Origin of the sequence: Pseudomonas allokribbensis, from assembly GCF_014863605.1 — a bacterium.
GTDB classification, from domain to species: Bacteria; Pseudomonadota; Gammaproteobacteria; order Pseudomonadales; family Pseudomonadaceae; genus Aquipseudomonas; species Aquipseudomonas allokribbensis.
The window spans coordinates 972,887-998,244 of sequence record NZ_CP062252.1; the positions used below are offsets into that span (position 1 = coordinate 972,887).

Consider the following 25,358-nt stretch of genomic DNA (forward strand, 5'->3'; position numbering starts at 1 on the left):
CCTTAATGTGCTCAACGGTTCGGTTATTGCGTTGACTTGGGCTATAATCGCGGCCCTTTTTTGAATCACCGCCAGGCGATTTCCTATGACCAACCAGGCCGCCGAAGTCGCGAAACGCCGCACTTTCGCCATTATTTCCCACCCCGATGCCGGTAAAACCACCATCACCGAAAAGCTCTTGCTGATGGGCAAGGCGATTGCGGTGGCCGGTACGGTGAAATCCCGTAAATCCGACCGCCACGCGACATCCGACTGGATGGAGATGGAAAAGCAGCGGGGTATCTCGATTACCACGTCGGTCATGCAGTTCCCATATCGCGAACACATGATCAACCTGCTCGACACCCCGGGCCACGAAGACTTCTCCGAAGATACTTACCGCACCCTGACGGCGGTGGACTCGGCCTTGATGGTCCTCGACGGCGGTAAAGGTGTAGAGCCACGTACCATTGCGCTGATGGACGTCTGCCGTCTGCGTGACACGCCGATCGTCAGCTTCATCAACAAACTCGACCGTGACATCCGCGACCCGATCGAACTGCTCGACGAAATCGAAGCCGTCCTGAAGATCAAGGCTGCGCCGATCACCTGGCCGATCGGTTGCTACCGCGACTTCAAGGGCGTGTATCACCTCGCCGACGACTACATCATCGTCTACACCGCCGGTCACGGTCACGAACGCACCGAAACCAAGATCATCGAGAAGCTCGACTCCGACGAAGCCCGCGCACACCTGGGCGACGAGTACGATCGTTTCCTCGAACAGCTGGAACTGGTGCAGGGCGCCTGCCACGAATTCAATCAGCAGGAGTTCCTCGACGGTCAGATGACCCCGGTGTTCTTCGGTACGGCGCTGGGCAACTTCGGTGTCGACCACGTTCTCGACGCCGTGGTCGACTGGGCACCGCGTCCGCTGGCCCGTGTGGCCAACGAGCGCACCGTGGAGCCGGTGGAAGAGAAGTTCTCGGGCTTCATCTTCAAGATCCAGGCGAACATGGACCCGAAACACCGCGACCGTATCGCCTTCATGCGTATCTGCTCCGGCAAGTACGAGAAAGGCATGAAGATGCGCCACGTGCGCACCGGCAAGGACGTGCGCATCGGCGACGCCCTGACGTTCTTCTCCTCCGAGCGTGAGCAACTGGAAGAGGCGTACGCCGGCGACATCATCGGTCTGCACAACCACGGCACGATCCAGATCGGCGACACCTTCAGCGAAGGCGAAAGCCTGGGCTTCACCGGTATCCCGCACTTCGCCCCGGAACTGTTCCGCCGCGTACGCCTGCGTGATCCGCTGAAATCCAAGCAACTGCGCCAGGGCCTGCAACAGCTGGCCGAAGAAGGCGCGACCCAGGTGTTCTTCCCGGAACGCAGCAACGACATCATCCTCGGCGCCGTCGGTGTGCTGCAGTTCGATGTGGTCGCCAGCCGCCTGAAAGAGGAATACAAGGTCGAGTGCTCCTACGAGCCGATCACCGTGTACTCCGCGCGCTGGATCGAATGCGGCGACAAGAAGAAGCTGGAGGAATTCTCCAACAAGGCTGTGGAAAACCTGGCACTGGACGGCGGCGGTCACCTGACCTACCTCGCTCCGACCCGCGTCAACCTGGCCCTGATGGAAGAGCGCTGGCCGGACGTGAAATTCCGTGCGACGCGTGAGCATCACTAAGCGCTGATTGGCGACACCCGAAAGCCCACTGATAAAACAGTGGGCTTTTTTTTGCCTGTTGATTGAGTATGGGCGGGTCCATTTGATCCGGGTGCGAACCTGCGGCGAAGAATGATCAAGGAGGGATCAAGGTAATGACCGGTCGGTTGATTCATCTGCTGCGACTCGACGGTTACTTCAGCACCATGGCCTGGGTGCTGGCAGCGCTGTTGTTCATCAATCGCCTGAGCAGCATGGTCAAGCTGTTCATGGCGCTGTATCTGCGTCAGGAACTGGGCTTCGCCATCGAGACCGTTGGTTGGCTATTGGCGGCGTATGGCGGCGGGCTGTTGATCGGTTCGATGCTGGGCGGCTTGCTCAGTGACCATGTCCGCACCGCTCGGCTGACGGCGACGCTGTTCTTCGTTTCAGCGTGGGTGCTGCTGGGGCTCGGGCTGGTCACGCAGGTGCCGTTGCTGGCCGGGCTGCTGTTGCTCAGCGGTACGATCGACGGCGCGATCCGTACGCTGCATCAACGATTGATCATGGAGTATTGCGAGGTTGCGCAGCGCCCACGGGCGCAGGCCTTGAGCCGTATCGCGCGAAACCTCGGGATGGCCGCCGCCGGTATCGCGGGCGGTGTGCTGGCGCAGACGGATTTTCGCTGGGTGTTCTTCATCAGTGCGGCGCTGACGCTGGTGGCGTTGCTCTGGTTTGTCCGCACGACCTGGCGACGACCGATTCTTGTCCCGCAAGAAACACCTGAGGCGCAGACCGGCTCCGGCCTGCCGTATCGCGACAAGCCATTCCTCTGGCTGCTGGCGGCGACCGTCCTGCTCGGCATGGCGTTCGACACGGTCTACAGCACGCTCGGCAACTACCTGCGCGATTACTATCGCTTGAGCACCGAAGCCATTGGCTGGCAGTTCGCGATCAACGCAGTCCTTGTCGTGGCGTTACAGATTCCAATCTCGCATTGGGGCGAACGCTGGGGCTCGCGCTGGCCGTTGATTGCCGGCTGCATACTGCTGGCGGTCGGGCTCGGCATGTTGCCGCTGGGTTCCGGTTTGTTTTATGCCTGTCTGTCGACGGTGGTCTGGACCCTCGGTGAAGCGCTGTTCATGCCGCCGCTGAACGTGCTGGTCATGCAGCATGCGCAACGCGGAAAAAGCGGTCAGTACTTCGGTCTGTTTTTCATGGCCTGGAGTGCGAGCGCGCTGCTGTCACCGGTGCTGAGCGGTCAGCTTTACGGGCAGTTCGGTGGTCACAGCGTCTGGGTGGCCAGTGCGGCGCTGGCGCTGATGTCCGTCCCGTTGGTGTATCTGGCGACCCGTTTGCGGGTGACGGGCAAGCAGCCCTTGCAAACCCGCAAGGCCGCCTCGCTTAGCTGATCCGGTTATGGAGGTTATTCGAAAGCGGTCTGTCCACCCGCAGCAATTATGGGCATTGGTTAGCGTCCTATCTGGTGAACCCGGCTGATCGGAACTAGATTTTATTCAGCGCCGGATCGGCACTCTGGCTTCAATCACGAAAGGATGGAAACGCTCATGAGCATTTTTCAACGCATAGTGTTGTTGCTTAAGGTTTTGGTGATGCTGACGCTCGGCACCACGGCGGCATGGGCGAGCACTGGCGGCCCACCGCAAGGTTTTAACGCTACCCATGGCCACGCAGCGGTGATCATGCTCGCCAAGTCCGAGTCCGAACCGGGTGATCAGGATCAGGGCGGCAGCAAGGACGATGACGACTCGACCACCGACGAGCCGGATACCGATGATCCGGATGATGGCGACAGCCAGACGTAGATTGCAGACAAAAGAAAACCCCTTCTTCCCCGACTGATGCGCAATCGAAGAAGAAGAGGTTTGGTCAACTCATCAGCCCGCCCCGGCAACAGGGCGGGTTTTTTCAGGCCGCGCCGTCGAGGAACTGTTCGGCGTAGTGGCAAGCCACTTGCCGATTGTCGAGATGGCGCAACGCCGGCTCTTCAGTACTGCAACGCTCGGTCGCGTACGGGCAGCGCTTGTGGAAAGCACAGCCCGGCGGCGGGTTCAGCGGGTTGGGCAACTCGCCGACGATCTTGATCTTCGGCTTGTTCGGGTCCGGGTGGATGGTCGGGGTCGCCGACAACAGCGCCTGGGTGTACGGGTGCAGCGGGCGCTCGTAGATGTCGTTCTTCGGGCCCATTTCAACCGGGCGACCGAGGTACATCACCATCACGTCATCGGCCACGTGTTGCACCACCGCGAGGTTGTGCGAGATGAACACGTAGGCGGTGTTGAACTCCTGCTGCAGATCCATGAACAGGTTCAGCACCTGGGCCTGGATCGACACGTCGAGCGCCGAGGTCGGTTCGTCCGCCACCAGCACTTTCGGTTGCAGCATCATGGCGCGAGCCAGTGCAATACGCTGACGCTGACCGCCGGAGAACATGTGCGGATAACGCTGGTAGTGCTCGGGACGCAAGCCGACCTGCTTCATCATCGCCTGGACTTTCTCGCGACGCTCGGCAGCCGACAGGTTGGTGTTGATCAGCAGCGGCTCGCCGAGCTGGTCACCGACTTTCTGCCGTGGGTTCAACGAGGCGTACGGGCTCTGGAACACCATCTGCACGTCTTTGCGCAGTTGCTTGCGCTGGGCCTTGTCGGCGCCGGCCACTTCTTGCCCGGCGATTTTCAGGGAACCGGACGACGGCTCCTCGATCAGGGTCAGGGCGCGGGCCAGGGTGGACTTGCCACAGCCCGACTCGCCCACAACGGCGAGGGTCTTGCCGGCTTCCAGTTCGAACGACACACCGTTGAGGGCGCGTACGGTCGCGTGGCCTTTGAACAGGCCACGGGAGACTTCGTAGTGACGGGTCAGGTCGCGGGCGGTAAGTACGACGGCCATTACGCCACCTCCTGGTTCAACGGGTAGAAGCAGCGGGCGAGGCTGTTGCTTTTCGGGTCAAGGGTCGGACGCTGCGTGCGGCAGCTGTCCTGCACGTACGGGCAGCGTGGCGACAACAGGCAGCCTTGCGGACGGTCGTAGCGGCCGGGAACGATGCCCGGCAGGGTCGCCAGACGCTCGGCACCCTGGCTGTGTTCCGGAATCGCCTTGAGCAGCGCTTCGCTGTACGGGTGGGCCGGGATGTCGAACAGTTGCGGCACCTGACCGACTTCAACGGCTTGACCGGCGTACATCACGCACACGCGCTGGGCGGTTTCAGCCACGACGGCGAGGTCGTGGGTGATCAGCACCAGGCCCATGTTCTGCTCTTTCTGCAACGCCAGCAGCAGGTCCATGATCTGCGCCTGAATCGTCACGTCGAGTGCGGTGGTCGGTTCGTCCGCGATCAGCAGTTTCGGCTCGCCGGCAATCGCCATGGCAATCGCCACACGTTGGCTCATACCGCCGGACAGTTGGTGCGGATAGGCGTCCATACGGCTCGCGGCGCCCGGGATTTCCACTTTTTCCAGCAGTTCGATCGCACGTTTACGCGCTTGCTTGCCGGACATTTTCAGGTGCAGGCGCAGCACTTCTTCGATCTGGAAACCGACGGTGTAGCTCGGGTTGAGCGCGGTCATCGGGTCCTGGAACACCATGGACAGGTCTTTGCCGACGATCTGCCGACGCTGGCGATTGCTCAACTTGAGCATGTCTTTGCCGTCGAAGCTCAGGGAGTCGGCTGTCACGATCCCAGGGTGCTCGATCAGGCCCATCAGCGCCATCATGGTCACGGACTTGCCGGAACCCGACTCGCCCACGATGGCCAGGACTTCGCCCTTGTCCACTTTGAGGTCGAGGCCGTCGACCACCGGTGTGGCGTTCTTGTCGCCGAAGCGTACGTTGAGATTCTTGATTTCTAACAGTGACATGGGAATCTCCTCAGGCGGCGTTCTTGAGTTTCGGGTCCAGCGCATCGCGCAGACCGTCGCCCATCAAGTTGATTGCCAGCACGCTGAGCAAAATGGTCAAGCCAGGCAGACTCACTACCCACCAGGCGCGTTCGATGTAGTCGCGGGCCGAAGCCAGCATGGTGCCCCACTCAGGGGTTGGCGGCTGGACGCCGAGGCCGAGGAAGCCCAGGGCGGCGGCATCGAGGATCGCCGAAGAGAAGCTCAGGGTCGCCTGAACGATCAGCGGCGCCATGCAGTTCGGCAGCACGGTGATGAACATCAGGCGTGGCAGGCCGGCACCGGCCAGGCGCGCGGCGGTCACGTAGTCACGGTTCAGTTCGCCCATCACCGCAGCGCGGGTCAGACGTACGTAGGACGGCAGCGAAACCACGGCGATGGCGATCACGGTGTTGATCAGGCCAGGGCCGAGGATGGCGACGATCGCCACGGCCAGCAGCAGCGACGGCAGGGCCAGCATGATGTCCATCAGACGCATGATGGTCGGGCCAATCATTTTCGGGAAAAAGCCTGCGAACAGACCCAGCAGAATCCCCGGGATCAGCGACATCACCACCGACGACAGGCCGATCAGCAGCGACAGGCGCGAACCCTGGATCAGACGCGACAGCAGGTCGCGGCCCAATTCATCGGTGCCGAGCAGGAACTGCATCTGCCCACCTTCCAGCCACGCCGGTGGCGTCAGCAGGAAGTCACGGTATTGCTCGCTCGGGTTATGCGGGGCAACCCACGGCGCAAAGATCGCGCAGAAAATCACCAGCAACATGAACAACAGGCCGGCAACGGCGCCCTTGTTCTTGGAGAACGCTTGCCAGAACTCTTTGTACGGCGATGGGTACAGCAGGCTTTGATCCGCAGCGGTGGCGGCGGTGGCTACTGAGGAAGTTGGAGTGCTCATGGATATTGTCCTCAGCGCTGATGACGGATGCGTGGGTTGGCAAAGCCGTAGAGGATGTCCACCACGAAGTTGACCAGGATCACCAGGCAGGCGATCAGCAGGATGCCGTTCTGCACGACCGGGTAGTCCCGGGCGCCGATGGCTTCGATCAGCCACTTGCCGATGCCGGGCCACGAGAAGATGGTTTCGGTCAGTACCGCACCGGCCAGCAGGGTGCCGACTTGCAGGCCGACCACGGTCAGCACCGGGATCAGCGCGTTGCGCAGACCGTGCACGAACACTACGCGCGACGGCGACAGGCCTTTGGCCTTGGCGGTACGGATGTAGTCTTCACGCAGCACTTCGAGCATCGACGAACGGGTCATCCGCGCGATCACCGCCAGCGGAATGGTGCCGAGCACGATGGCCGGCAGGATCAGGTGATGCAGCGCATCGAGGAACGCGCCCATGTCATCGGCGAGCAGGGTGTCGATCAGCATGAAACCGGTGCGCGGCTCGATGTCGTAGAGCAGATCGATCCGCCCGGACACCGGGGTCCAGCCCAGGCTTACCGAGAAGAACATGATGAGGATCAGGCCCCACCAGAAGATCGGCATCGAATACCCCGCCAGGGAAATGCCCATCACCCCGTGGTCGAACAGGGATCCTCGCTTGAGGGCCGCGATCACCCCGGCCAGAAGGCCCAGGATGCCGGCGAACAGCAGGGCGGCCATGGACAGTTCCAGGGTCGCCGGGAAGAGGGAGGTGAACTCGGTCCATACGCTCTCACGGGTGCGCAGGGATTCGCCGAGATCGCCATGGGCCAGTTTGCCGACGTAGTCCAGGTACTGGGCATACAGCGGCTTGTTCAGACCGAGGCGTTCCATTGCCTGAGCGTGCATTTCGGGGTCGACCCGACGTTCGCCCATCATCACTTCCACGGGGTCGCCGGGAATCATGCGAATCAACGCGAAAGTCAGCAAGGTGATGCCGAAAAACGTGGGGATCAACAACCCCAGTCGGCGGGCAATAAAACTAAACATCTTGTGTGGTACCTCATCAGCCGGTTAGGCGTGCCCGGCGACCCTGGGGTCAGGGAGGCCGGGAGTTTCTTATCTACTTCACCTGGGTGGTGGCGAAGTTATTGGTTGTGAGAGGGCTGATGTGATAACCCTCTACGTTGTTGCGCATTGCGGTGAACATCCGGGTGTGGGCCATGCTGATCCACGGCTGGTCCTGATTGAAGATGGCCTGGGCTTCTTCGTACAGTTTGGCGCGTTCGGCCGGATCTACTTTAGCCCGTGCTTCGTCGAGCAGGGTCTGGAATTTCTCGTTGCACCAGCGAGCGTAGTTTTCGCCGTTCTTGGCGGCTTCGCAACTGAGCATAGGCGTCAGGAAGTTATCCGGGTCGCCGTTGTCGCCCGCCCATCCGGCCGAAACCATATCGTGTTCGCCGGCTTTGGCGCGTTTGAGCATTTCGCCCCATTCCATCACGCGGATGTCGATCTTGATCCCGACTTTCGCCAGGTCAGCCTGCATCATTTGCGCGCCCAGCATCGGGTTCGGGTTGGTCGGGCCGCCGCCGTTGCGGGTGAACAGGGTGAACGTGGTGCCTTCCGGTACACCGGCTTCCTTGAGCAGGGCGCGGGCCTTGTCGAGGTCACGTGGCGGGTTCTTCAGGTCGTGGTTGTAGCCCAGCAGGGTCGGCGGGTACGGGTTGACCGCGACCGACGCGTTGCCCTTGCCGAACAGTGCGTTGACGTAGGCGGCCTTGTCGAAGGCGATGTCGATCGCTTTACGCACCCGCACGTCGCTGATGTATTTGTGCTGGGTGTTCATGGCGATGTAGGAGACGGTCATCGCGTCCATTTCATCGACTTTCAGCTTGTCGTCTTTCTTGATGCTCGGGATGTCGTCCGGCTTCGGATACAGCGCGACCTGGCACTCGTTGGCCTTGAGTTTCTGCAGGCGAACGTTGTTGTCGGTGGCGATGGCCAGAATCAGGGCATCAGCCGGCGGCTTGCCACGGAAATAGTCCGGGTTGGCCTTGAAGCGAACCTGGGCGTCCTTGTTGTAGCGCTGGAAGACGAACGGGCCAGTGCCGACCGGCTTGTTGTTCAGGTCGCCGGTCTTGTTGGCCTTGAGCAACTGGTCGGCGTATTCCGCCGGGTAGATCGAGGAGAACGCCATGGCGATGTCGGCCAGGAACGGCGCTTCGCGGCGGGTCAGGGTGAACTTGACCGTGTTGTCGTCGACTTTCTCGACGCTCTTCAGCAGTTCCTTGAAGCCCATGCTTTCAAAGTACGGGAAGCCCACGCTCGACAGCTTGTGCCACGGGTGATTCGGGTCCAGCTGACGCTGGAAGCTCCAGACCACGTCGTCGGCGTTCATGTCGCGAGTCGGCTTGAAGTATTCGGTGGTGTGGAACTTGACGCCTTTGCGCAGGTGGAACGTGTAGGTCAGGCCGTCGTCGCTGATGTCCCAGGACTCGGCAAGCGCCGGGATCACTTCAGTGGTGCCTGGCTTGAAGTCGGCCAGACGGTTGAAGATGGTTTCGGCCACCGCGTCGGCAGTGACTGCAGTCGTGTACTGGACCATATCGAAGCCTTCCGGGCTGGCTTCGGTGCAGACCACCAAGGGTTTGGCCGAGACGCCGACAGCGACACTCAGCAACGCGGCAGCGATGGCCGCACGTAGGGGAAGCATTTTCATCAAGAACCCTCTGCAATCGGTTGAAGACAAAAAGCCGAACGGCCGACTCGTCACTGAGTTAGCCGTCGGCGTGCGTTTTTACAGGATGTTGAATGGTACGGTGGTCACGAGACGGAACTCGTTGATGCTGCCGTCAGCCTGGTTTTCGCTGGCGCGGTGAGCGGTGTAGGTGCCACGGATGGTGGTGGCCTTGAGTGGGCCGCTCTGTACGGCGTAGGTTGCACCGATGCCGTATTCGTAGTGGTGCTCGCCGTCCATGTTTTTCACGTCATACGCAGTGCCGGTGTAGTGAGTACCGTCGATGCCCCAGCCGCGAGCCTGGTAGATGTTGAACTTCAGGCCTGGCACGCCGTATTCGGCCATGTTCAGACCGTAGGCGACCTGGAAGGATTTCTCGTTCGGGCCGTTGAAGTCGGACAGCAGGGAGTTGGCCAGGTAGATGCCGTTGGTTTCGTGCAGGTAGTCGAAGTACTCGTTACCGTTAATTTCCTGGTACGAGAAGGTCAGGCTGTGGGCCTGGTGGGTCAGACCGAACGACAGGGAGTAGGTGTCGTTGTCGATGTTGCCCATCTCTTTTTTGCCGGTATCGACAGTTTTGTAGTAGTTCAGGCCGGTGGTCAGGCTTACGACGTTGCTGTCACCCAGTTCGTGGGTGGCGCCGAAGTAGTACTGGTTCCAGAAGTCTTCAACCTTGGAAGCGTACAGGCTGGTCTTCAGGCTTTTCAGCGGCTGGTAGTTCAGGCCGACGATGCTCACGCGATCGGTCTCGGCGCTGTTGTTGGTGTACTCGGAGCGGAATTTCGACAGGCTCTCTTCGGTACGCGGCGATACGCGGTCGAAGCTGCCGGCGTCGAACGACAGGTTGTTCAGCTCTTCGCTGTGCAGGCTGACACCTTCAAAGCTCGAAGGCAGCGCACGGTTGCCGATGGTGTCGACGATTGGCGTGCTGAAGTTCTGGCGACCGGCGGTCAGCGTGGTGTTGGAAACGCGGAACTTGACGTTGGCCAGGCCCAGTTTGCTCCACTGACCTTCAGCGTCGCCGCCTTCTTTGGTCAGCGTACGGTTGTTGCCTGCGCCTGGACGCGAACCCGGTGCGCCACCATTGTTGGAGGCCAGATCCTTGCGATCGCGCTCCAGGGCAACGGCGTTGTACGCGGCCACTTCAGTGCTGACACCGACGGTGCCCTGGGTGAAGCCGGAGGTGTAGTTGACGATGGTGCCCTGCACCCAGTTGATACGACGATCGGTCGGGGTCGCGACACCGTCTTTGCGGTAGGTGAACTTGCCGCCACGTTTCAGTTGCTCGTTGGCGTACCAGTTACGGGTCGTGCCGCTGATCTTGGAGCCTTCGAGGAAACCGGTGGCTTCAGCCTGGGCGCTCTGCTCGTTGACGGTAACCGGGGTGTACGCCTGGCTCTGTTCCTCGGCATAAGCCGTGGCGGTGATGCTGCTGATGGCCAGAGCCAGTATCGCGGTGCTGCTCAGTTTCATGGGTGAAGCTCCTTTACTTTCTTTTTATGCCGGCTTTTTTGGGTTGGCCGGTTTTTGGTTTTAGAACTCATTCACACATCGCAAACGTTTGCAAAACGCCTGATTGGCGAATTTCGGCAAAGCGCTTGCGTGAGGAGGTAGACGGCCTCCTCAGCGTTGCGGCTAGTCGGTTTTTTGTTTAATCGATGCTGACACCCGAAAACACGTTGCGACCGAAGGGGCTGACCTTGAATCCTTCGATCCTGGCGCTTAACGGCTGGTTGACCGTCGAGTGGGCGACAGGCGTGATCGGCACTTGCTGCTTGAGCAACTGCTGGGCCTGTTTGTAGAGCACGGTGCGCTGGTCGCGGTCGGTGACGACCTTGGCTTCTTTGATCAGCTTGTCGTAAGCCGGGTCGCACCACATGGAGTAGTTGTTGCCGCCAATGGCGTCGCAGCTGTACAGCGTGCCGAGCCAGTTGTCCGGATCCCCGTTATCACCGGTCCAGCCGATCAGGCTGATGTCGTGTTCGCCATTCTTGGTGCGTTTGATGTATTCGCCCCATTCGTAGCTGACGATCTTCACTTTCAGACCGATCTTGGCCCAGTCAGCCTGGAGCATTTCGGCCATCAGTTTGGCGTTCGGGTTGTATGGACGTTGCACCGGCATGGCCCACAGGGTGATCTCGGTGCCTTCCTTGACGCCGGCAGCCTTGAGCAACTCCTTGGCTTTTTCCGGGTTATAGGCGGCGTCCTTGATCGTGGTGTCGTAGGACCATTGGGTCGGCGGCATGGCGTTGACCGCCAGTTGACCGGCACCCTGGTAAACAGCGTTGAGAATCCCTTGTTTATTCACCGCCATGTCCAGCGCCTGACGCACTTCGAGCTGGTCGAACGGTTTGTGGCGCACGTTGTAGGCGATGTAGCCAAGGTTGAAGCCCGGCTTTTCGATCAGTTTCAGTTTCGGGTCGTTCTTCAGTGCCGGCACATCGGCCGGGCGCGGGTGCAGGGTGACCTGGCACTCGCCAGCCTTGAGCTTCTGCACGCGGACCGAAGCGTCGGTGTTGATCGCGAAAATCAGGTTCTTCAGCTTCACCCGGCTCTGATCCCAGTAATGCGGGTTGCCGGTGTAGCGGATGTTCGAGTCTTTCTGATAGCTCTTGAACACGAACGGGCCAGTGCCGATCGGCTTCTGGTTGATGTCGCTCGGCTTGCCTTCGGCCAACAGTTTGTCGGCGTATTCGGCAGACAGAATGGCGGCGAAGCTCATGGCGATGTTCTGGATGAACGCGGCGTCGACGCTGTTGAGCGTGAACTGCACGGTCAGCGGCCCGGTCTTCTCGACCTTGGCGATGTTCTTGTTCAGGCTCATCCCGTTGAAATACGGGAACTCGGTCGGATAAGCCTTACGGAATGGCTGTTGCGGATCGAGCATGCGGTTAAACGTGAACAGCACGTCGTCGGCGTTGAAATCGCGGGTAGGTTTGAAGTACGCCGTTGTATGAAATTTCACCCCTTCACGCAGGTGAAAGGTGTACTTGAGGCCATCCTCGGAAATATCCCAGCTCGTTGCCAGGCCCGGTACGACATTGGTCGCGCCTTTTTCGAACTCGGCCAGGCGGTTGTACAGCGGTTCGGCGGCGTCGTTATCGGTCGCGGTCGTGTACTGCGCGGTATCGAAACCGGCCGGGCTGCCTTCGGAGCAGAACACCAGACTGTCGCTGGCGGCAAAACTCGCGGACGTGGCGGCCAACAGGCCGGCGCCCAGCAATGCGGAAAAAACCAAGGTGTGGCGCATGACGCTCCCTCTTTTCTCAGTGTTTTTCAATGCGCCGCGATCCCTTCCAGGGAAGTTGTGGCGGCATTGAGCTCAAACCCACAGCAAACCGATAGCCCACGCAGTCACTGGTCAGAACCTGACGGTAGGGGCCGCAGGTCTGGCAGTAAATGCGCTGAGTCCTAAAGACTCGTAGGAAAAGGCGACACGTCCTAGACCAACCTGGTAAGACCAGGTGGAAATGGATGTAGGCAAATTCCTGACTATTCGGCAGAAAAAAACAGCGGCGACGCTGAAAACGTCGCCGCCGGTTTTTTACTTGATGCTGACGCCGTAGAAGGAGTTCAAGCCGAATGGGCTGATCTTGAAGTCCTGCACGTTGGCGCGCATGGGTTGATACACCGTCGAGTGAGCGATAGGTGTCATAGGGACTGCATCTTTGAGGACGTGTTGCGCCTCTTTGTAGAGTTCGGTGCGCTTGGCCTGGTCAGTGGTGCGCTTGGCTTCTTTCACGAGGCCGTCGAATTTCTTGTCGCACCATTTGGAGAAGTTGTTGCCACTCAGGGAGTCGCAACCAAACAACACGTTGAGCCAGTTGTCCGGATCACCATTGTCACCGCTCCAGCCAATGATCATGGCCTGGTTCTCGCCACCTTTGGAACGCTTGATGTACTCGCCCCACTCGTAGCTGGTGATCTTCACGTTCAGACCGATCTTCTTCCAGTCGGACTGGAGCATTTCGGCCATCAGTTTGGCGTTCGGGTTGTACGGACGCTGAACCGGCATCGCCCACAGGACGATCTCGGTACCTTCCTTGACGCCGGCTTCCTTGAGCAGCTGCTTGGCTTTCTCAGGATCGTACTTGGCGTCCTTGATGGTGGTGTCGTAGGACCACTGGGTCGGTGGCATGGCGTTGACGGCCAGTTGGCCCGCGCCCTGGTAAACCGAGTCGATGATCTGTGGCTTGTTGACGGCCATGTCCAGCGCCTGGCGAACGCGCAGGTCGGCCAGCGGGTTGGCTTCGTTGCTGCCCTTGACCTTGTCCATCACGTTGTAGGCGATGTAGCCCAGGTTGAAGCCGGCCTGGTTCGGCATCTTCAGCGTTTTGTCTTCATTCAACGCTTTCAGGTCGGCTGGACGCGGGAACAGGGTGACCTGGCACTCGTTCTTTTTCAGCTTCTGGATACGTACCGACGGGTCGGTGGTGATGGCGAAGATCAGGTTGTCGATCTTCACGTCATCAGGCTTCCAGTAGTCCTTGTTGCCGGTGTAACGGATGTTGGAGTCTTTCTGGTAGCTCTTGAACACGAACGGACCAGTGCCGATCGGCTTCTGGTTGATGTCGGCAGCCTTGCCTTCTTTCAGCAGCTGGGCTGCATACTCGGCGGACTGAACCGACGCGAAGCTCATGGCCATGTTCTGGATGAACGCGGCGTCGACTTCTTTCAGAGTGAACTTGACGGTGTGGTCGTCGACTTTATCGATCTTGGTGATGTTGGTATCCATCCCCATGTCGGTGAAGTACGGGAATTCGGTCGGGTACGCCTTACGGAACGGGTCATCCTTGTTAATCATGCGATTGAAGGTGAACAGTACGTCGTCGGCGTTGAACTCACGAGTCGGCTTGAAATACGAGGTGGTGTGGAACTTGACGCCTTCACGCAGGTGGAAGGTGTAAGTCAGGCCATCGGTCGAAATGTCCCAGCTGGTCGCCAGCCCAGGAATCACGGCGGTGCCGCCACGCTCGAACTGGGTCAGACGGTTGAACATGGTTTCGGCTGAGGCGTCGAAGTCGGTTCCGGTGGTGTATTGGCCTGGGTCGAAACCGGCCGGGCTGCCTTCGGAGCAGAACACCAGGTTAGTCGCAGCGGAAGCGAAAGGTGCGGAGGCTAACAAGCCTGCGCCGACTAAAAACGGAATGACCGCGTGTTTAAGCATGTTGGCCTCATGATTTGTTGTCATTTTTTAATATTGAGGTACGACCTCGTGAGTCGTGCCTGCGGATACTTATGCAGGGCCCATACCCAATGCAAGATCCAGAGCGCCCGGCGGCATCAAACGGTGGCACGAACGTACCTTAATGTCGCATCTGTATAACTTCTGACGCATTTGACCGTTTGCGGTCGGTTTTTACGGTGCAAACGAAGCCCCAAAACGGTGCATTGGTCACGATTTGCGCGCCGCCTTGGGGCTCGGTGTTACTTATTTATACCCACGCCATAGAAGGGGGTTAGACCGAACGGGCTGATCTTGAAGTCGGTGACTTCCTTGCGCAGCGGCTGGAACACCGTGGAGTTGGCGATCGGCGTGATCGGCACCTGCTGTTTAAGGATCAGTTGCGCCTGTTGATACAGTTTTACCCGTTGCGATTTATCGGTGGACACCTTGGCCTGCTGCACCAGTTTGTCGTAGGCCGGATCGCACCACTTGGCGTAGTTGCTGCCTTTCACTGCCGCGCAGCTGTAAAGCACGCCCAGCCAGTTGTCCGGGTCGCCGTTGTCACCTGTCCAACCATAGATCATCGCGTCGTGTTCGCCATTCTTGGCGCGCTTGATGTACTCGCCCCATTCATAGCTGACGATGTTGGCCTTGATACCGATCTTCTCCCAATCCTGCTGGATCATCTGTGCCGACATCCGCGCATTCGGGTTGGATGCGCGCTGCACTGTCATCGCCCAGAGGTTGATGGTTGTACCCGGCGCAACCCCGGCTTCCTTGAGTAGCGCCTTGGCTTTCACGGGATCGTACGGCGCGTCCTTGATATTCGGGTCATAGGACCATTGCGCGGGCGGCAAGGCGTTCTGCGCCAGCTGCCCGGCACTCTGATAAACAGCCTTGATGATCGCCGGTTTGTCGATGGCCATGTCCAGGGCCTGACGCACCTTTAATTGGTCCAGCGGCGGGTGAGTGGTGTTGTAGGCAAGGAAACCGAGGTTGAAACCGGCCTGCTTCAACACGCGCAGGTTCGGGTCTTTTTCCATCACTTCGATGTCGGCCGGGCGCGGGTAGCCGCTGACCTGGCATTCGCCGGTCTTGAGCTTTTGCAGGCGCACGGCGGCGTCCGGGGTGATCGAGAACACCAGGTTGTCGATTTTCACGTCCTCGGGTTTCCAGTAGTCCTTGTTCGCCGCGTAGCGGATCTGCGAGTCCTTCTGATAACGCTTGAACACAAACGGGCCGGTGCCGACCGGTTTCTGGTTGAGGTCGGCGGCGTGGCCTTCCTTCAGCAGTTGGGCGGCGTATTCGGCCGATTGCACCGAGGCGAAGCTCATGGCGAGGTTTTGCACGAACGCGGCGTCGACGTTGTTCAGGTTGAAGCGCACGGTGTTTTCGTCGAGTTTTTCCACGGATTTGATCGTGGTGTTCAGATCCATGTCTGTGAAATACGGGGACTCGGCGGGGTAGGCCTTGCGAAAGGCGTTGTCCGGGTCGAGCAGGCGTTGGAAGGTGAACAGGACGTCGTCGGCGTTGAAGGTGCGGGTCGGGGTGAAGTAGTCGGTGGTGTGGAATTTTACGTTTTGGCGCAGGTGGAAGGTGTATTGGAGGCCGTCCGGGCTTACGTCCCAGTTGGTCGCCAGACCGGGTTCGACTTCGGTGCCGCCGCGTTTGAACTGGGTGAGGCGGTTGAAGAGGGTTTCGGCGGAGGCGTCGAAGTCGGTGCCGCTGGTGTACTGGCTGGGGTCGAAGCCTGCGGGGCTGGCTTCGGAGCAGTAGACCAGGGTTGTTGCTGCGTTGGCGAAGGGGGCGGTAGTTGCCAGGGCGAGGGTTATCAGTAGTGGTTTTAGGGTGAGTCTTTGCATGTCTGCCCCGGGTGTTGGAGGTGATTGTGGCGGGGGAGGGTAGCTGGGGTGATGGGGGGCGCGGAAATATCGTTTTTCTAGGTGAGGTGTCTAACTCGGTATATCTGGGGTGGTTGGGTACATATCCGTTGTTGCGGTAACGGCCACTTAGGGTTCCGCCCTTACGGCGGGTCACTTTTTACAAACGCCTAAAAAGTAACCAAAAACGCTTGCTCCTACGTTCGGCCCGCTCGCTGAGGCTCGGGGTTCCTTCGCTCCGGGATTCATCCGGGGGGCATCGCCTACGGTTTGCTTCGCTGCACCTCCTCTCGATGTGTTTGGCTTCGCCAAACGGTCGCTGCGCTCCCACCCCCGGATGAATCCCTCCACTCAGCCTTCCGACGTCGCCAAAAGATCAAGAGCTGCAGCCGAGCTAACGCTCATCCTGTTGAGTGGGGCGGCTGCGCCGCAGGGGGCGTCTATCAGGATTTTTGGGACAGCAGCGGCGATCCGGTTTGCCAGCGATGGCGGCAACCCAAATCCGATGCATAAAAAAACCGGCGATCATCACTGATCGCCGGTTTTTCATTCAGCCGTCACTCAATCACTGCATCAACACTTCAATCGAGCCATCGGCCGTCAGGCTGACCTGGCTGGTGCCTGCTTCGACTTCAGGCGTGACCGGTGCTGCGTCCATGCCGGCGGCTTTCATCATCATCGGGGCGCGCATGTACGGTTGTGGGAAGCCGTTGCTGTTGAGGTTCAGGTTGACGATTTTGTAACCCTTGCCGCCCAGGGCGTCGGTGGCCAGTTGGGCGCGGGCCTTGAAGGCGGTGACGGCTTCTTTCAGCAGTTTGTCTTCGCTGGCCTTGCGAGTCGGGTCGGCGATGGCGAAGTCCATGCCGCCCATTTTCAGGTCGGTCAGCAGTTCGCCAGTGAGTTTGGACAGGGCGGCGAAGTCGGCGCTTTCCAGGCGCAGTTCGGCGCGTTCGCGCCAGCCGGTGATTTTCTGGCCCTTGGTGTCGTAGATCGGGTAGCTGTTGCGGCTGCCCTGGCGCAGGGTGATGTCTTTGACCTGCTTGGCCTGGGCGAGGGCCTTGTTCATGGTGGTGCTGACGTCGGCGGCGAGTTTGGCCGGGTCAGTGTTTTGCTCTTCGGTGTAGAGGGTCACGATCATCAGGTCGCGGGCCACTTCCTGGCTGACTTCGGCGCGCAGGGAAATCTGGTTGTAGTGCAGCTCATCGGCAGCCAGGGCCGGAAGGCTGGCGACGCTGCCGACGGTCAGGGCGAGAAGGGCGGCGCTGCGGCGAAATGTGTGCATGAAAGCTCCTTGATGAGGGCGCAGGTGATGGTTCGGGGGCCTGCGTGAAACCATCAGACTGTAGCTTTTATGATCCGGTTCGCCCAGTTACAACTTCTATACAGATGGGTCTTATAGCCGCCGCGAAGCTTTTTGCCATGTGGTCGTTTGCCGCACTTTCGCCTCTCAAGCCCGCGCCTTGGTTATACTCCGTGCGATCCGCCTGGAGCGCTCATCAGGAGAGCTCATGCTCGCCCCCGTACAACTGACTTCCGCCACTCGCCAGAACCTCTGGCGGCTGACTTTCATCCGCACGCTGGTGCTCGCCGCGCAGGCCGGTTCCGTGGGCCTGGCCTACTGGCTGGATTTGTTGCCGTTGCCGTGGGTGCAGCTGGTGATGACCCTCGGCTGTTCGATTCTGCTCTGCGTGTTCACCGCCGTGCGCTTGCGCACTTCGTGGCCGGTTACCGAGCTCGAATACGCGCTGCAACTGGCCTGCGACCTGTTTATCCACAGTGCCTTGCTGTATTTCTCCGGCGGTTCGACCAACCCGTTCGTTTCGTATTATCTGGTGCCGCTGACCATTGCCGCAGTGACGCTGCCGTGGCGTTATTCGGTGGTGCTGTCCGGCATTGCGCTGGCCTTGTACACGCTGATGCTGACGCATTTCTATCCGCTGGAAACCCTGCCGGTGGCCCGGGAGAACCTGCAGATCTACGGCATGTGGCTGAGCTTCGCGCTGGCGGCAGCGGTGATCACCTTCTTCGCCGCGCGGATGGCCGAAGAGCTGCGCCGTCAGGAGGAATTGCGCGCGATCCGCCGCGAAGAAGGCTTGCGCGATCAGCAATTGCTGGCCGTGGCGACTCAGGCCGCTGGCGCCGCCCATGAACTGGGCACACCGCTGGCGACCATGAGCGTGTTGCTCAACGAAATGCAGCAGGATCATCACGACCCGATGCTTCAGGAAGACCTGAAGGTGCTGAAGGATCAGGTGAAACTCTGCAAGGAGACCCTGCAACAATTGGTGCGCGCCGCCGAAGCCAATCGCCGGATGGCCGTGGAGATGCAGGACGTCACCGAGTGGCTCGACGAAGCGCTCAATCGCTGGCACCTGATGCGTCCCGAGGCCAGTTACCGCTTCCAGCGCCTGGGCCAGGGCACGTTGCCGCGTGTAGCACCGCCGCCGGATCTGACCCAGGCCTTGTTGAATTTGCTGAACAACGCCGCCGATGCTTGCCCGGAAAACCTTCAGGTGACGCTGGACTGGACCGCTGAAGACCTGACCATCAGCATCCGCGATCATGGCGCCGGTGTGCCGCTGGCCATCGCCGAGCAGATCGGCAAACCGTTTTTTACCACCAAGGGCAAAGGTTTCGGCCTGGGCCTGTTTTTGAGCAAGGCCAGCGTGACACGCGCCGGCGGCTCAGTGAAACTCTATAGTCATGAGGAAGGCGGCACGCTCACCGAGCTGCGCCTGCCCCACGGCGCCCGAGGAGAGCAACATGAGTGACGAAATCCAAGTCGAAGGCGAAGAGCTGCCGCATTTGCTGTTGGTCGATGACGACGCGACCTTCACCCGGGTGATGGCCCGCGCCATGGCTCGCCGTGGTTTCCGCGTCAGCACCGCCGGTTCCGCCGAAGAAGGCCTGACCATCGCCCAGGCCGATCTGCCGGACTATGCCGCGCTGGACCTGAAAATGGACGGCGACTCCGGTCTGGTCCTGCTGCCGAAGCTGCTGGAGCTGGACCCGGAAATGCGCGTGGTGATCCTCACCGGTTACTCGAGCATTGCCACGGCGGTCGAGGCGATCAAGCGCGGCGCCTGCAATTACCTGTGCAAACCGGCCGACGCCGACGACGTGCTGGCGGCGCTTCTGTCCGAACACGCCGACCTCGACAGCCTGGTGCCGGAAAACCCGATGTCGGTGGATCGCCTGCAATGGGAACACATTCAGCGCGTGCTGACCGAGCACGAAGGCAACATCTCCGCCACTGCCCGTGCCCTGGGCATGCACCGCCGCACCCTGCAGCGCAAACTGCAGAAGCGTCCGGTTCGTCGCTGAACCTGCGCTGAACGGCCATCGCCAGCCCTCGCGATAAAGCGCACCGATCAACTATGATCGGTGCGTGTCTGTTCTTTTCTTTATCGAGCCTTATCCATGAATCAGAACGCTGAATATTCCGCGGTCAACGATGCTGTGCGCGGGCAGTTTTTTCGCAAGGTGTGGGCCATGACCACGCCGTACTGGCGCAGTGAAGAGAAGGGCAAGGCCTGGACGTTGCTGATCGCCGTGATCGCGCTGTCGCTGTTCAGCGTCGGCATCTCGGTGTGGCTCAACAGTTGGTACAAGGATTTCTACAACGCCCTGCAAAAGAAGGACGAGGCGGCGTTCTGGCAGTTGATCCTGTATTTCTGCGGCATTGCGGCCGTGGCGATTCTCGGCGCGGTGTATCGCCAGTACCTGACGCAGATGCTGACCATCCGCTGGCGGGCGTGGCTCACCGAAAACCATTTCAAGCGCTGGCTCGGGCACAAGAACTACTACCAACTGGAGCAGGGCGGCTACACCGATAACCCTGACCAACGGATTTCCGAAGACCTGAATACCTTCACCAGCAACACCTTGAGCCTCGCATTGGGCTTGATCCGCACGGTGGTCAGCCTGGTGTCGTTCTCGATCATTCTGTGGGGAGTGTCGGGCAGCATTGAGGTGTTCGGCGTCGAGATTCCCGGTTACATGTTCTGGTGTGCACTGCTGTATGCGGCGGTCGGCAGTTGGCTGACGCACCTGATCGGTCGACGCCTGATCGGCCTGAACAACCAACAACAACGTTTCGAAGCCGACCTGCGTTTCTCGATGGTGCGGGTGCGCGAGAATGCCGAGAGCATTGCGCTGTACAACGGCGAGCCCAACGAAAATCGTCGTCTGAGCAGCCGCTTCGGTCTGGTCTGGCACAACTTCTGGGACATCATGCGGGTGTCCAAGCGCCTGACGTTCTTCACCTCGGGTTACGGCCAGATCGCAATCATCTTCCCCTTCATCGTCGCGGCACCGCGTTACCTGTCCGGCAAGATCGAACTGGGTGAGCTGATGCAGATCAACTCGGCATTCGGCAACGTGCAGGAGAACTTCAGCTGGTTCATCTCCGCCTACTCGGACCTCGCCGCATGGCGAGCGACTTGTGATCGTTTGTTGAGCTTCCGTCAGGCCATGAGCGACAACGAAGACCGGGCACCGGCCATCGATGTACAGAATCACGGTGATGAACTGAAGGTACACAACCTCGGTCTGGACCTGGCTGACGGTCGTCACCTGCTGACCAGCGCCGACATGACCGTGGAGGCGGGTGATCGAGTGATGCTCAGCGGCCGCTCCGGCAGCGGCAAGTCGACACTGCTGCGGGCGATGGGGCATTTGTGGCCGGCCGGCCACGGCAGCATCCGTCTGCCGGCATCGCGTTATCTGTTCCTGCCGCAAAAACCGTATCTGCCGATCGGCACCCTGCGTGAAGCCTTGAGTTATCCACAACCGGGTGACACCTACTCGCCAGAGCGTTATGCACAAGTGCTGGAGACCTGCCGTCTGCCGCATCTGGTGGCACGACTGGACGAAGCCAATCACTGGCAGCGCATGCTCTCGCCGGGTGAACAGCAACGTCTGGCCTTCGCTCGTGCGCTGCTCTACGCACCGCACTGGCTGTACATGGACGAAGCGACGTCGGCGATGGACGAAGAAGACGAGGCCACGCTGTATCAGGCGCTGATCGATCAGTTGCCGGGCCTGAGCATCGTCAGCGTCGGCCATCGCAGCAGCCTCAAGCGCTTCCATCCACGGCATGTGCGGATCGACAGCGGGCATCTGGTCGAGCAGGCCGTCACGGCTTGATGTGTACTGAATCTGTGGGAGCCTGCTCCCACAGAGGACGGTGATCGTACAACTCCCTTGGGCTATGATGCCCCTCTAGCCGAATTTTCGAGATAAACGCAGACCATGGAAAACCCGATCGACACCCCGCGCCTCCCTCGCAAGCGCCGCAGCCTGGCACAGGAACTGGTGACGGTGCTGACCGAGCAGATCCGCGACGGTCTGCTCAAGCGTGGCGACAAGTTGCCCACCGAGTCGGCGATCATGGAAGCCAATGGTGTCAGCCGTACTGTGGTGCGCGAGGCGATTTCCCGACTGCAGGCTGCAGGGCAGGTCGAAACCCGTCACGGTATCGGTACCTTCGTGCTCGACACACCGAGCCCGAGCGGTTTCCGGATCGACCCGGCAACCGTGGTCACCCTGCGTGACGTGCTGGCGATTCTCGAATTCCGTATCAGCCTCGAAGTAGAGTCCGCCGGTCTCGCCGCACAACGTCGCAGCACCGAACAACTGGCCGCCATGCGTGCCGCCCTCGATGCATTGAACGAAAGCGTGGCCCATGCCAGCGATGCAGTGGCGTCGGACTTCCAGTTCCACCTGCAAATCGCGCTGTCCACCGGCAACCGCTATTTCACCGACATCATGACCCACCTGGGCACCAGCATCATTCCGCGCACGCGGCTGAACTCCGCGCGCCTGGCCCATGACGATCAGCAGCACTACATGAATCGCCTGAGCCGCGAGCACGAGGAAATCTACGAGGCCATCGCCCGTCAGGATTCCGATGCCGCCCGCGCGGCCATGCGCCTGCACCTGACCAACAGCCGCGAACGGCTGCGTCAGGCGCATGAAGAAGCGCAGGCGCAGGGTTGAGGAATCAGGCTTCGACGTAGAGTTTCAGCGGTTCGGAGGAGGGCTCCAGGCTGGACTCATCGGCGAACTTGTAGCGCAGCTCGACGGTGCTGTTCAGGTACTTTTCCAGTTCGAATCGAGGGATGCTCAGCTCGATTCCGGTCAGGCCGACCATGTCGTCGAGTGCGTCATCCCAGACGCCGGTCGGCTCCGACAGGCCTAGCCATTCAGGCTCTTCCGGATCGTCGCCGAGGATCGGGTACACATCCCAGTTCGGCGGTGTGTCCTGTCCATCGGGGACACGAATGATCAAATCGTCATCCAGCGTCGACAGCCGCAGGATGATCGAATCGCTGGCGTGATCGGGGAATTGCGGAAGGTGTGCAGCGGCAAACGTCATGCTTCGTTCTCCTTGAAAGATCTGCCGCGATCCTTCGCGGCAGTCGTCGCACTTTACCCGGCGAATCCGTGTTGTGCGCCGGGGCAATCTTGTCCGGGCATTTCAGCTCCGGGGCAGAATCGAGCGATCCACCCTGACCGCCAGTTTGCCCGGGCCGGGCCTGACGTCGAACGTCGCCTGGCCCTGGGCATCCACCGACGCCCGGGCGATGGCGACGCCGTCGTGCAGCAATTGCAGCGGCGCACCTTTCAACGATTGGCCGGAAGCCAGTTCCACTTTCAATTTGATCGTCATCGAATCGCTCCTTAATTCGTGTTGCCGGTTGGGTGATAGTCCTTGAGCAGCAGGTAAGTGCTCCAGCCCCACCAGTCGTCGACGGTGGCGGTGTCGTTGAGGTTGTTCACGTCCTTGCGCCGCAGGACTTTGTTGCCCTGAAGGCGGAACAGTGGCGAGAAGTTGTTCGTCAGACTCATCACGAAAGTCAGGTCCGGCAACCGTTGCAGCGCGTTGAAGGTGGTCGGCACATTGCCGCTGAAATAGGCGGCATACACTTCGTCCGCAGAATCCTGTACCGCGTGATTCACCTGATTGCGATTGTCGGTATCGGCGGCTTCGAAGTAGCGCTTGTCGCCGAATGCCCGCCATTGCTCGCCCCGGGCGTTGCGTACCTTGAGGCCGAATTTGCTGTCTTCGTCGTGCATGAACCGGGTGATCAGAGAGCCCAGATCGCTCGGCGTCACTGCGGCGGCCATGGCCTTGCGGGGCACTCGCAAATGCCCGGAGGAGAACAGGTCGGTGAGATAGTGATCGGCGAACGCGTTCATCGCGTAGGCCCGTTCCAGTTGCAGCTCGTCCTGACTGGCGTGGGCGGCAGCGGCAGTTTGCAGGGCGGCGGTGTGCCCGGCGATGTAAGCCTGACGGGCCCATTCGCCGAAGTGGTCGGCATTGTTCGCCGCCAGTTTCAGGTAGCGACCGAGCGGGAATAGCGCCGAGACGAAACTGCCGCCACCGGTGATCTTGTTCCACTCTTCCGACAACGTATCTCCCAGTGCGTCGTAGGCTTCGTGGGGTGGTTTGCCGTCCTTGATCGCCTGTTTAACGGCGTCGATCTCTTTTTGCATGATCGCGAGAATCTGTGGCGCTTCGGCCTTGGAGGCCGGCACGGCGGCGAGGGTGTCGAAAGCTGCCGTGAAGCGCAGCAGACGATCCGCCGGGGTGGCGCCTTCGTTGATCGGCCGGTCGACGACTCCGTAGAAATCTCCGCCTAGCGCCAGCACCTGGCCATAGGTTAGCACCAGTCCGTTCGGCAGATGCAACGGCACGTTTTGCGCGAGCACCGGCTCGGCGTTTTCAACGAGGCGCAGCAGGGTGTTGTCGCCGATAGCCGTGTGTTCCGCACCTTCGAAGCGCAGCGGCGGCCGAGCTTTCATGGCCTTGCCGGGCAGGGCGGGGGCGGGTTCGACATCGCTGTGCGAGTCGGCAATGTGCAGCAACAGGTGCGGATTTTCAGCAGTGAAGGCGATGCCGCCGGGGGTAAAGAGATCATCGAAACGGGCGATGACCGGTGTGGGTTTTTCAAGGCATTTTGTTTGTAGACCGGACATTTCTTTCTCCTTGATATGTCGTCGGTGGATTCTTATTTAGCTGTATGTATATACAGTCAATTCGAGCCTAGTCGAGAAAACGCCTACGTCAAAAAGAAATCCTGTCCGACAAAAAATGCCCCCCAGCGATGAAATGCAGTTGACGGTTATCTTTTAAGTTGTACGATGACCTACAACTTCGGCGAAGGCTGAACGGTCCACTCACAAAAAAACGTTGCTACCAGGGTGTTCGAATAATGAATCCACAAGAACTGAAGTCCATCCTCTCCGCCGGCCTGCTGTCGTTCCCGGTTACCGATTTCAATGCCCAGGGCGATTTCAACCGCGCGGGCTATATCAAACGCCTGGAATGGCTGGCCCCGTACGGTGCTTCGGCCCTGTTCGCCGCCGGTGGCACTGGTGAGTTCTTCTCCCTGGCTGCCAGCGAATACTCGGAAATCATCAAGACTGCCGTCGACACCTGCGCCAGCAGCGTGCCGATCCTCGCCGGTGTCGGTGGTTCGACCCGCCAGGCCATCGAATACGCTCAGGAAGCCGAACGTCTGGGCGCCAAAGGTCTGTTGTTGCTGCCGCATTACCTGACCGAAGCCAGCCAGGACGGCGTTGCCGCCCACGTTGAAGCGGTGTGCAAATCGGTGAACATCGGTGTGGTGGTTTACAACCGCAACGTCTGCCGCCTGACCGCGCCGCTGCTGGAACGTCTGGCCGAGCGCTGCCCGAACCTGATCGGTTACAAGGACGGTCTGGGTGATATCGAGCTGATGGTGTCGATCCGTCGTCGCCTGGGCGATCGCTTCAGCTACCTCGGTGGTCTGCCGACCGCTGAAGTCTACGCCGCTGCCTACAAGGCCCTGGGCGTGCCGGTCTACTCGTCGGCGGTGTTCAACTTCATCCCGAAAACCGCGATGGATTTCTACCACGCGATTGCCCGCGAAGATCACGCCACCGTTGGCAAAATCATCGACGACTTCTTCCTGCCGTACCTGGACATCCGCAACCGCAAGGCTGGTTACGCCGTGAGCATCGTCAAGGCAGGCGCCAAGATCGCCGGCTATGACGCAGGCCCGGTGCGGGCGCCGCTGACCGACCTGACTCGCGAAGAGTACGAAATGCTCGCCGCGCTGATCGACAAGCAAGGTGCGCAGTAACCCAACCCACTAATCAAGGCCGCTGAGCA

General features: G+C 60.2%; 21 protein-coding genes. 8 read left to right on the plus strand and 13 right to left on the minus strand.

The window, feature by feature from the left end:
- The first annotated feature begins 85 nt into the window (after window positions 1-85).
- The 3 genes from IF199_RS04260 to IF199_RS04270 all read left to right on the plus strand — a co-directional run bounded on the left by IF199_RS04260 (window position 86) and on the right by IF199_RS04270 (window position 3,453).
- Entirely contained in the window at window positions 86-1,669 is a 1,584-nt protein-coding gene (locus tag IF199_RS04260) for a peptide chain release factor 3 (RefSeq protein ID WP_192559766.1), read from the plus strand.
- Window positions 1,670-1,803: 134 nt separating this feature from the next.
- Window positions 1,804-3,039, plus strand: a complete 1,236-nt coding sequence (locus tag IF199_RS04265; RefSeq protein ID WP_192559767.1) for an MFS transporter — start codon at window positions 1,804-1,806, stop codon at window positions 3,037-3,039.
- A 156-nt stretch (window positions 3,040-3,195) separates the two neighbouring features.
- The gene (locus IF199_RS04270) at window positions 3,196-3,453 is read left to right on the plus strand and encodes a hypothetical protein (RefSeq protein ID WP_096818890.1); all 258 of its coding nucleotides are present in this window, start codon (window positions 3,196-3,198) and stop codon (window positions 3,451-3,453) included.
- A gap of 103 nt (window positions 3,454-3,556) precedes the next feature.
- Here the strand turns inward: IF199_RS04270 and IF199_RS04275 are convergent, their stop codons facing one another.
- The 10 genes from IF199_RS04275 to IF199_RS04320 all read right to left on the minus strand — a co-directional run bounded on the left by IF199_RS04275 (window position 3,557) and on the right by IF199_RS04320 (window position 17,480).
- Window positions 3,557-4,537, minus strand: coding sequence for a peptide ABC transporter ATP-binding protein (locus tag IF199_RS04275; RefSeq protein WP_192559768.1), 981 nt, complete (start codon window positions 4,535-4,537; stop codon window positions 3,557-3,559).
- Window positions 4,537-5,505, minus strand: coding sequence for an ABC transporter ATP-binding protein (locus IF199_RS04280; RefSeq protein WP_192559769.1), 969 nt, complete (start codon window positions 5,503-5,505; stop codon window positions 4,537-4,539). Before IF199_RS04280 ends, IF199_RS04275 begins: the two co-directional genes overlap by 1 nt.
- A 10-nt stretch (window positions 5,506-5,515) precedes the next feature.
- Window positions 5,516-6,442: an ABC transporter permease subunit gene (locus IF199_RS04285; protein ID WP_192559770.1), complete on the minus strand. Its 927-nt coding sequence runs from the start codon at window positions 6,440-6,442 to the stop codon at window positions 5,516-5,518.
- An 11-nt stretch (window positions 6,443-6,453) separates the two neighbouring features.
- The gene (locus IF199_RS04290) at window positions 6,454-7,464 is read right to left on the minus strand and encodes an ABC transporter permease subunit (protein ID WP_192559771.1); all 1,011 of its coding nucleotides are present in this window, start codon (window positions 7,462-7,464) and stop codon (window positions 6,454-6,456) included.
- Between the two features lie 73 nt (window positions 7,465-7,537).
- Window positions 7,538-9,133, minus strand: coding sequence for an ABC transporter substrate-binding protein (locus IF199_RS04295; RefSeq protein ID WP_096818898.1), 1,596 nt, complete (start codon window positions 9,131-9,133; stop codon window positions 7,538-7,540).
- A 78-nt stretch (window positions 9,134-9,211) separates the two neighbouring features.
- Window positions 9,212-10,624: an OprD family porin gene (locus IF199_RS04300; protein ID WP_096818899.1), complete on the minus strand. Its 1,413-nt coding sequence runs from the start codon at window positions 10,622-10,624 to the stop codon at window positions 9,212-9,214.
- Between the two features lie 178 nt (window positions 10,625-10,802).
- A complete protein-coding gene (locus tag IF199_RS04305) occupies window positions 10,803-12,401 on the minus strand; it encodes an ABC transporter substrate-binding protein (RefSeq protein ID WP_102619422.1) in 1,599 nt (532 codons plus the stop codon).
- Between the two features lie 294 nt (window positions 12,402-12,695).
- Entirely contained in the window at window positions 12,696-14,318 is a 1,623-nt protein-coding gene (locus tag IF199_RS04310; protein WP_192559772.1) for an ABC transporter substrate-binding protein, read from the minus strand.
- 260 nt (window positions 14,319-14,578) lie between these two features.
- Complete coding sequence (locus IF199_RS04315) at window positions 14,579-16,180, minus strand: ABC transporter substrate-binding protein (RefSeq protein ID WP_192559773.1); 1,602 nt, start codon at window positions 16,178-16,180, stop codon at window positions 14,579-14,581.
- A 583-nt stretch (window positions 16,181-16,763) separates the two neighbouring features.
- The gene (locus tag IF199_RS04320) at window positions 16,764-17,480 is read right to left on the minus strand and encodes an SIMPL domain-containing protein (RefSeq protein WP_096818907.1); all 717 of its coding nucleotides are present in this window, start codon (window positions 17,478-17,480) and stop codon (window positions 16,764-16,766) included.
- Between the two features lie 226 nt (window positions 17,481-17,706).
- On the opposite strand from IF199_RS04320, the gene IF199_RS04325 reads away from it, so the two are divergent.
- The 4 genes from IF199_RS04325 to IF199_RS04340 all read left to right on the plus strand — a co-directional run bounded on the left by IF199_RS04325 (window position 17,707) and on the right by IF199_RS04340 (window position 22,198).
- Window positions 17,707-18,969 (plus strand): ATP-binding protein, encoded by a 1,263-nt coding sequence (locus tag IF199_RS04325; protein WP_096818909.1) that lies wholly within the window; start codon window positions 17,707-17,709, stop codon window positions 18,967-18,969.
- Window positions 18,962-19,522 carry a response regulator transcription factor gene (locus IF199_RS04330; RefSeq protein WP_003221630.1) on the plus strand — a complete coding sequence of 187 codons (561 nt, stop codon included), beginning with the start codon at window positions 18,962-18,964 and terminating at the stop codon, window positions 19,520-19,522. The genes IF199_RS04325 and IF199_RS04330 overlap by 8 nt, the downstream gene beginning before the upstream one ends.
- Window positions 19,523-19,618: 96 nt before the next feature.
- A complete protein-coding gene (locus IF199_RS04335) occupies window positions 19,619-21,346 on the plus strand; it encodes an ABC transporter ATP-binding protein/permease (RefSeq protein WP_192559774.1) in 1,728 nt (575 codons plus the stop codon).
- Window positions 21,347-21,451: 105 nt separating this feature from the next.
- On the plus strand, window positions 21,452-22,198 hold the full coding sequence (locus IF199_RS04340) for a FadR/GntR family transcriptional regulator (RefSeq protein WP_096818913.1): 747 nt from the start codon (window positions 21,452-21,454) through the stop codon (window positions 22,196-22,198).
- Between the two features lie 4 nt (window positions 22,199-22,202).
- Here IF199_RS04340 and IF199_RS04345 read toward each other — a convergent pair whose 3' ends face one another.
- From IF199_RS04345 to IF199_RS04355, 3 genes are all read right to left on the minus strand, one after another.
- Entirely contained in the window at window positions 22,203-22,577 is a 375-nt protein-coding gene (locus tag IF199_RS04345; protein ID WP_192559775.1) for a hypothetical protein, read from the minus strand.
- Window positions 22,578-22,679: 102 nt separating this feature from the next.
- A complete protein-coding gene (locus tag IF199_RS04350) occupies window positions 22,680-22,871 on the minus strand; it encodes an early set domain-containing protein (protein WP_192559776.1) in 192 nt (63 codons plus the stop codon).
- 11 nt (window positions 22,872-22,882) lie between these two features.
- A complete protein-coding gene (locus IF199_RS04355; RefSeq protein ID WP_192559777.1) occupies window positions 22,883-24,181 on the minus strand; it encodes a phospholipase in 1,299 nt (432 codons plus the stop codon).
- A 236-nt stretch (window positions 24,182-24,417) separates the two neighbouring features.
- Here IF199_RS04355 and kdgD point away from each other — a divergent pair, with 236 nt between their 5' ends.
- Entirely contained in the window at window positions 24,418-25,329 is a 912-nt protein-coding gene (kdgD, locus tag IF199_RS04360; RefSeq protein ID WP_007953624.1) for a 5-dehydro-4-deoxyglucarate dehydratase, read from the plus strand.
- Window positions 25,330-25,358: the final 29 nt, after the last annotated feature.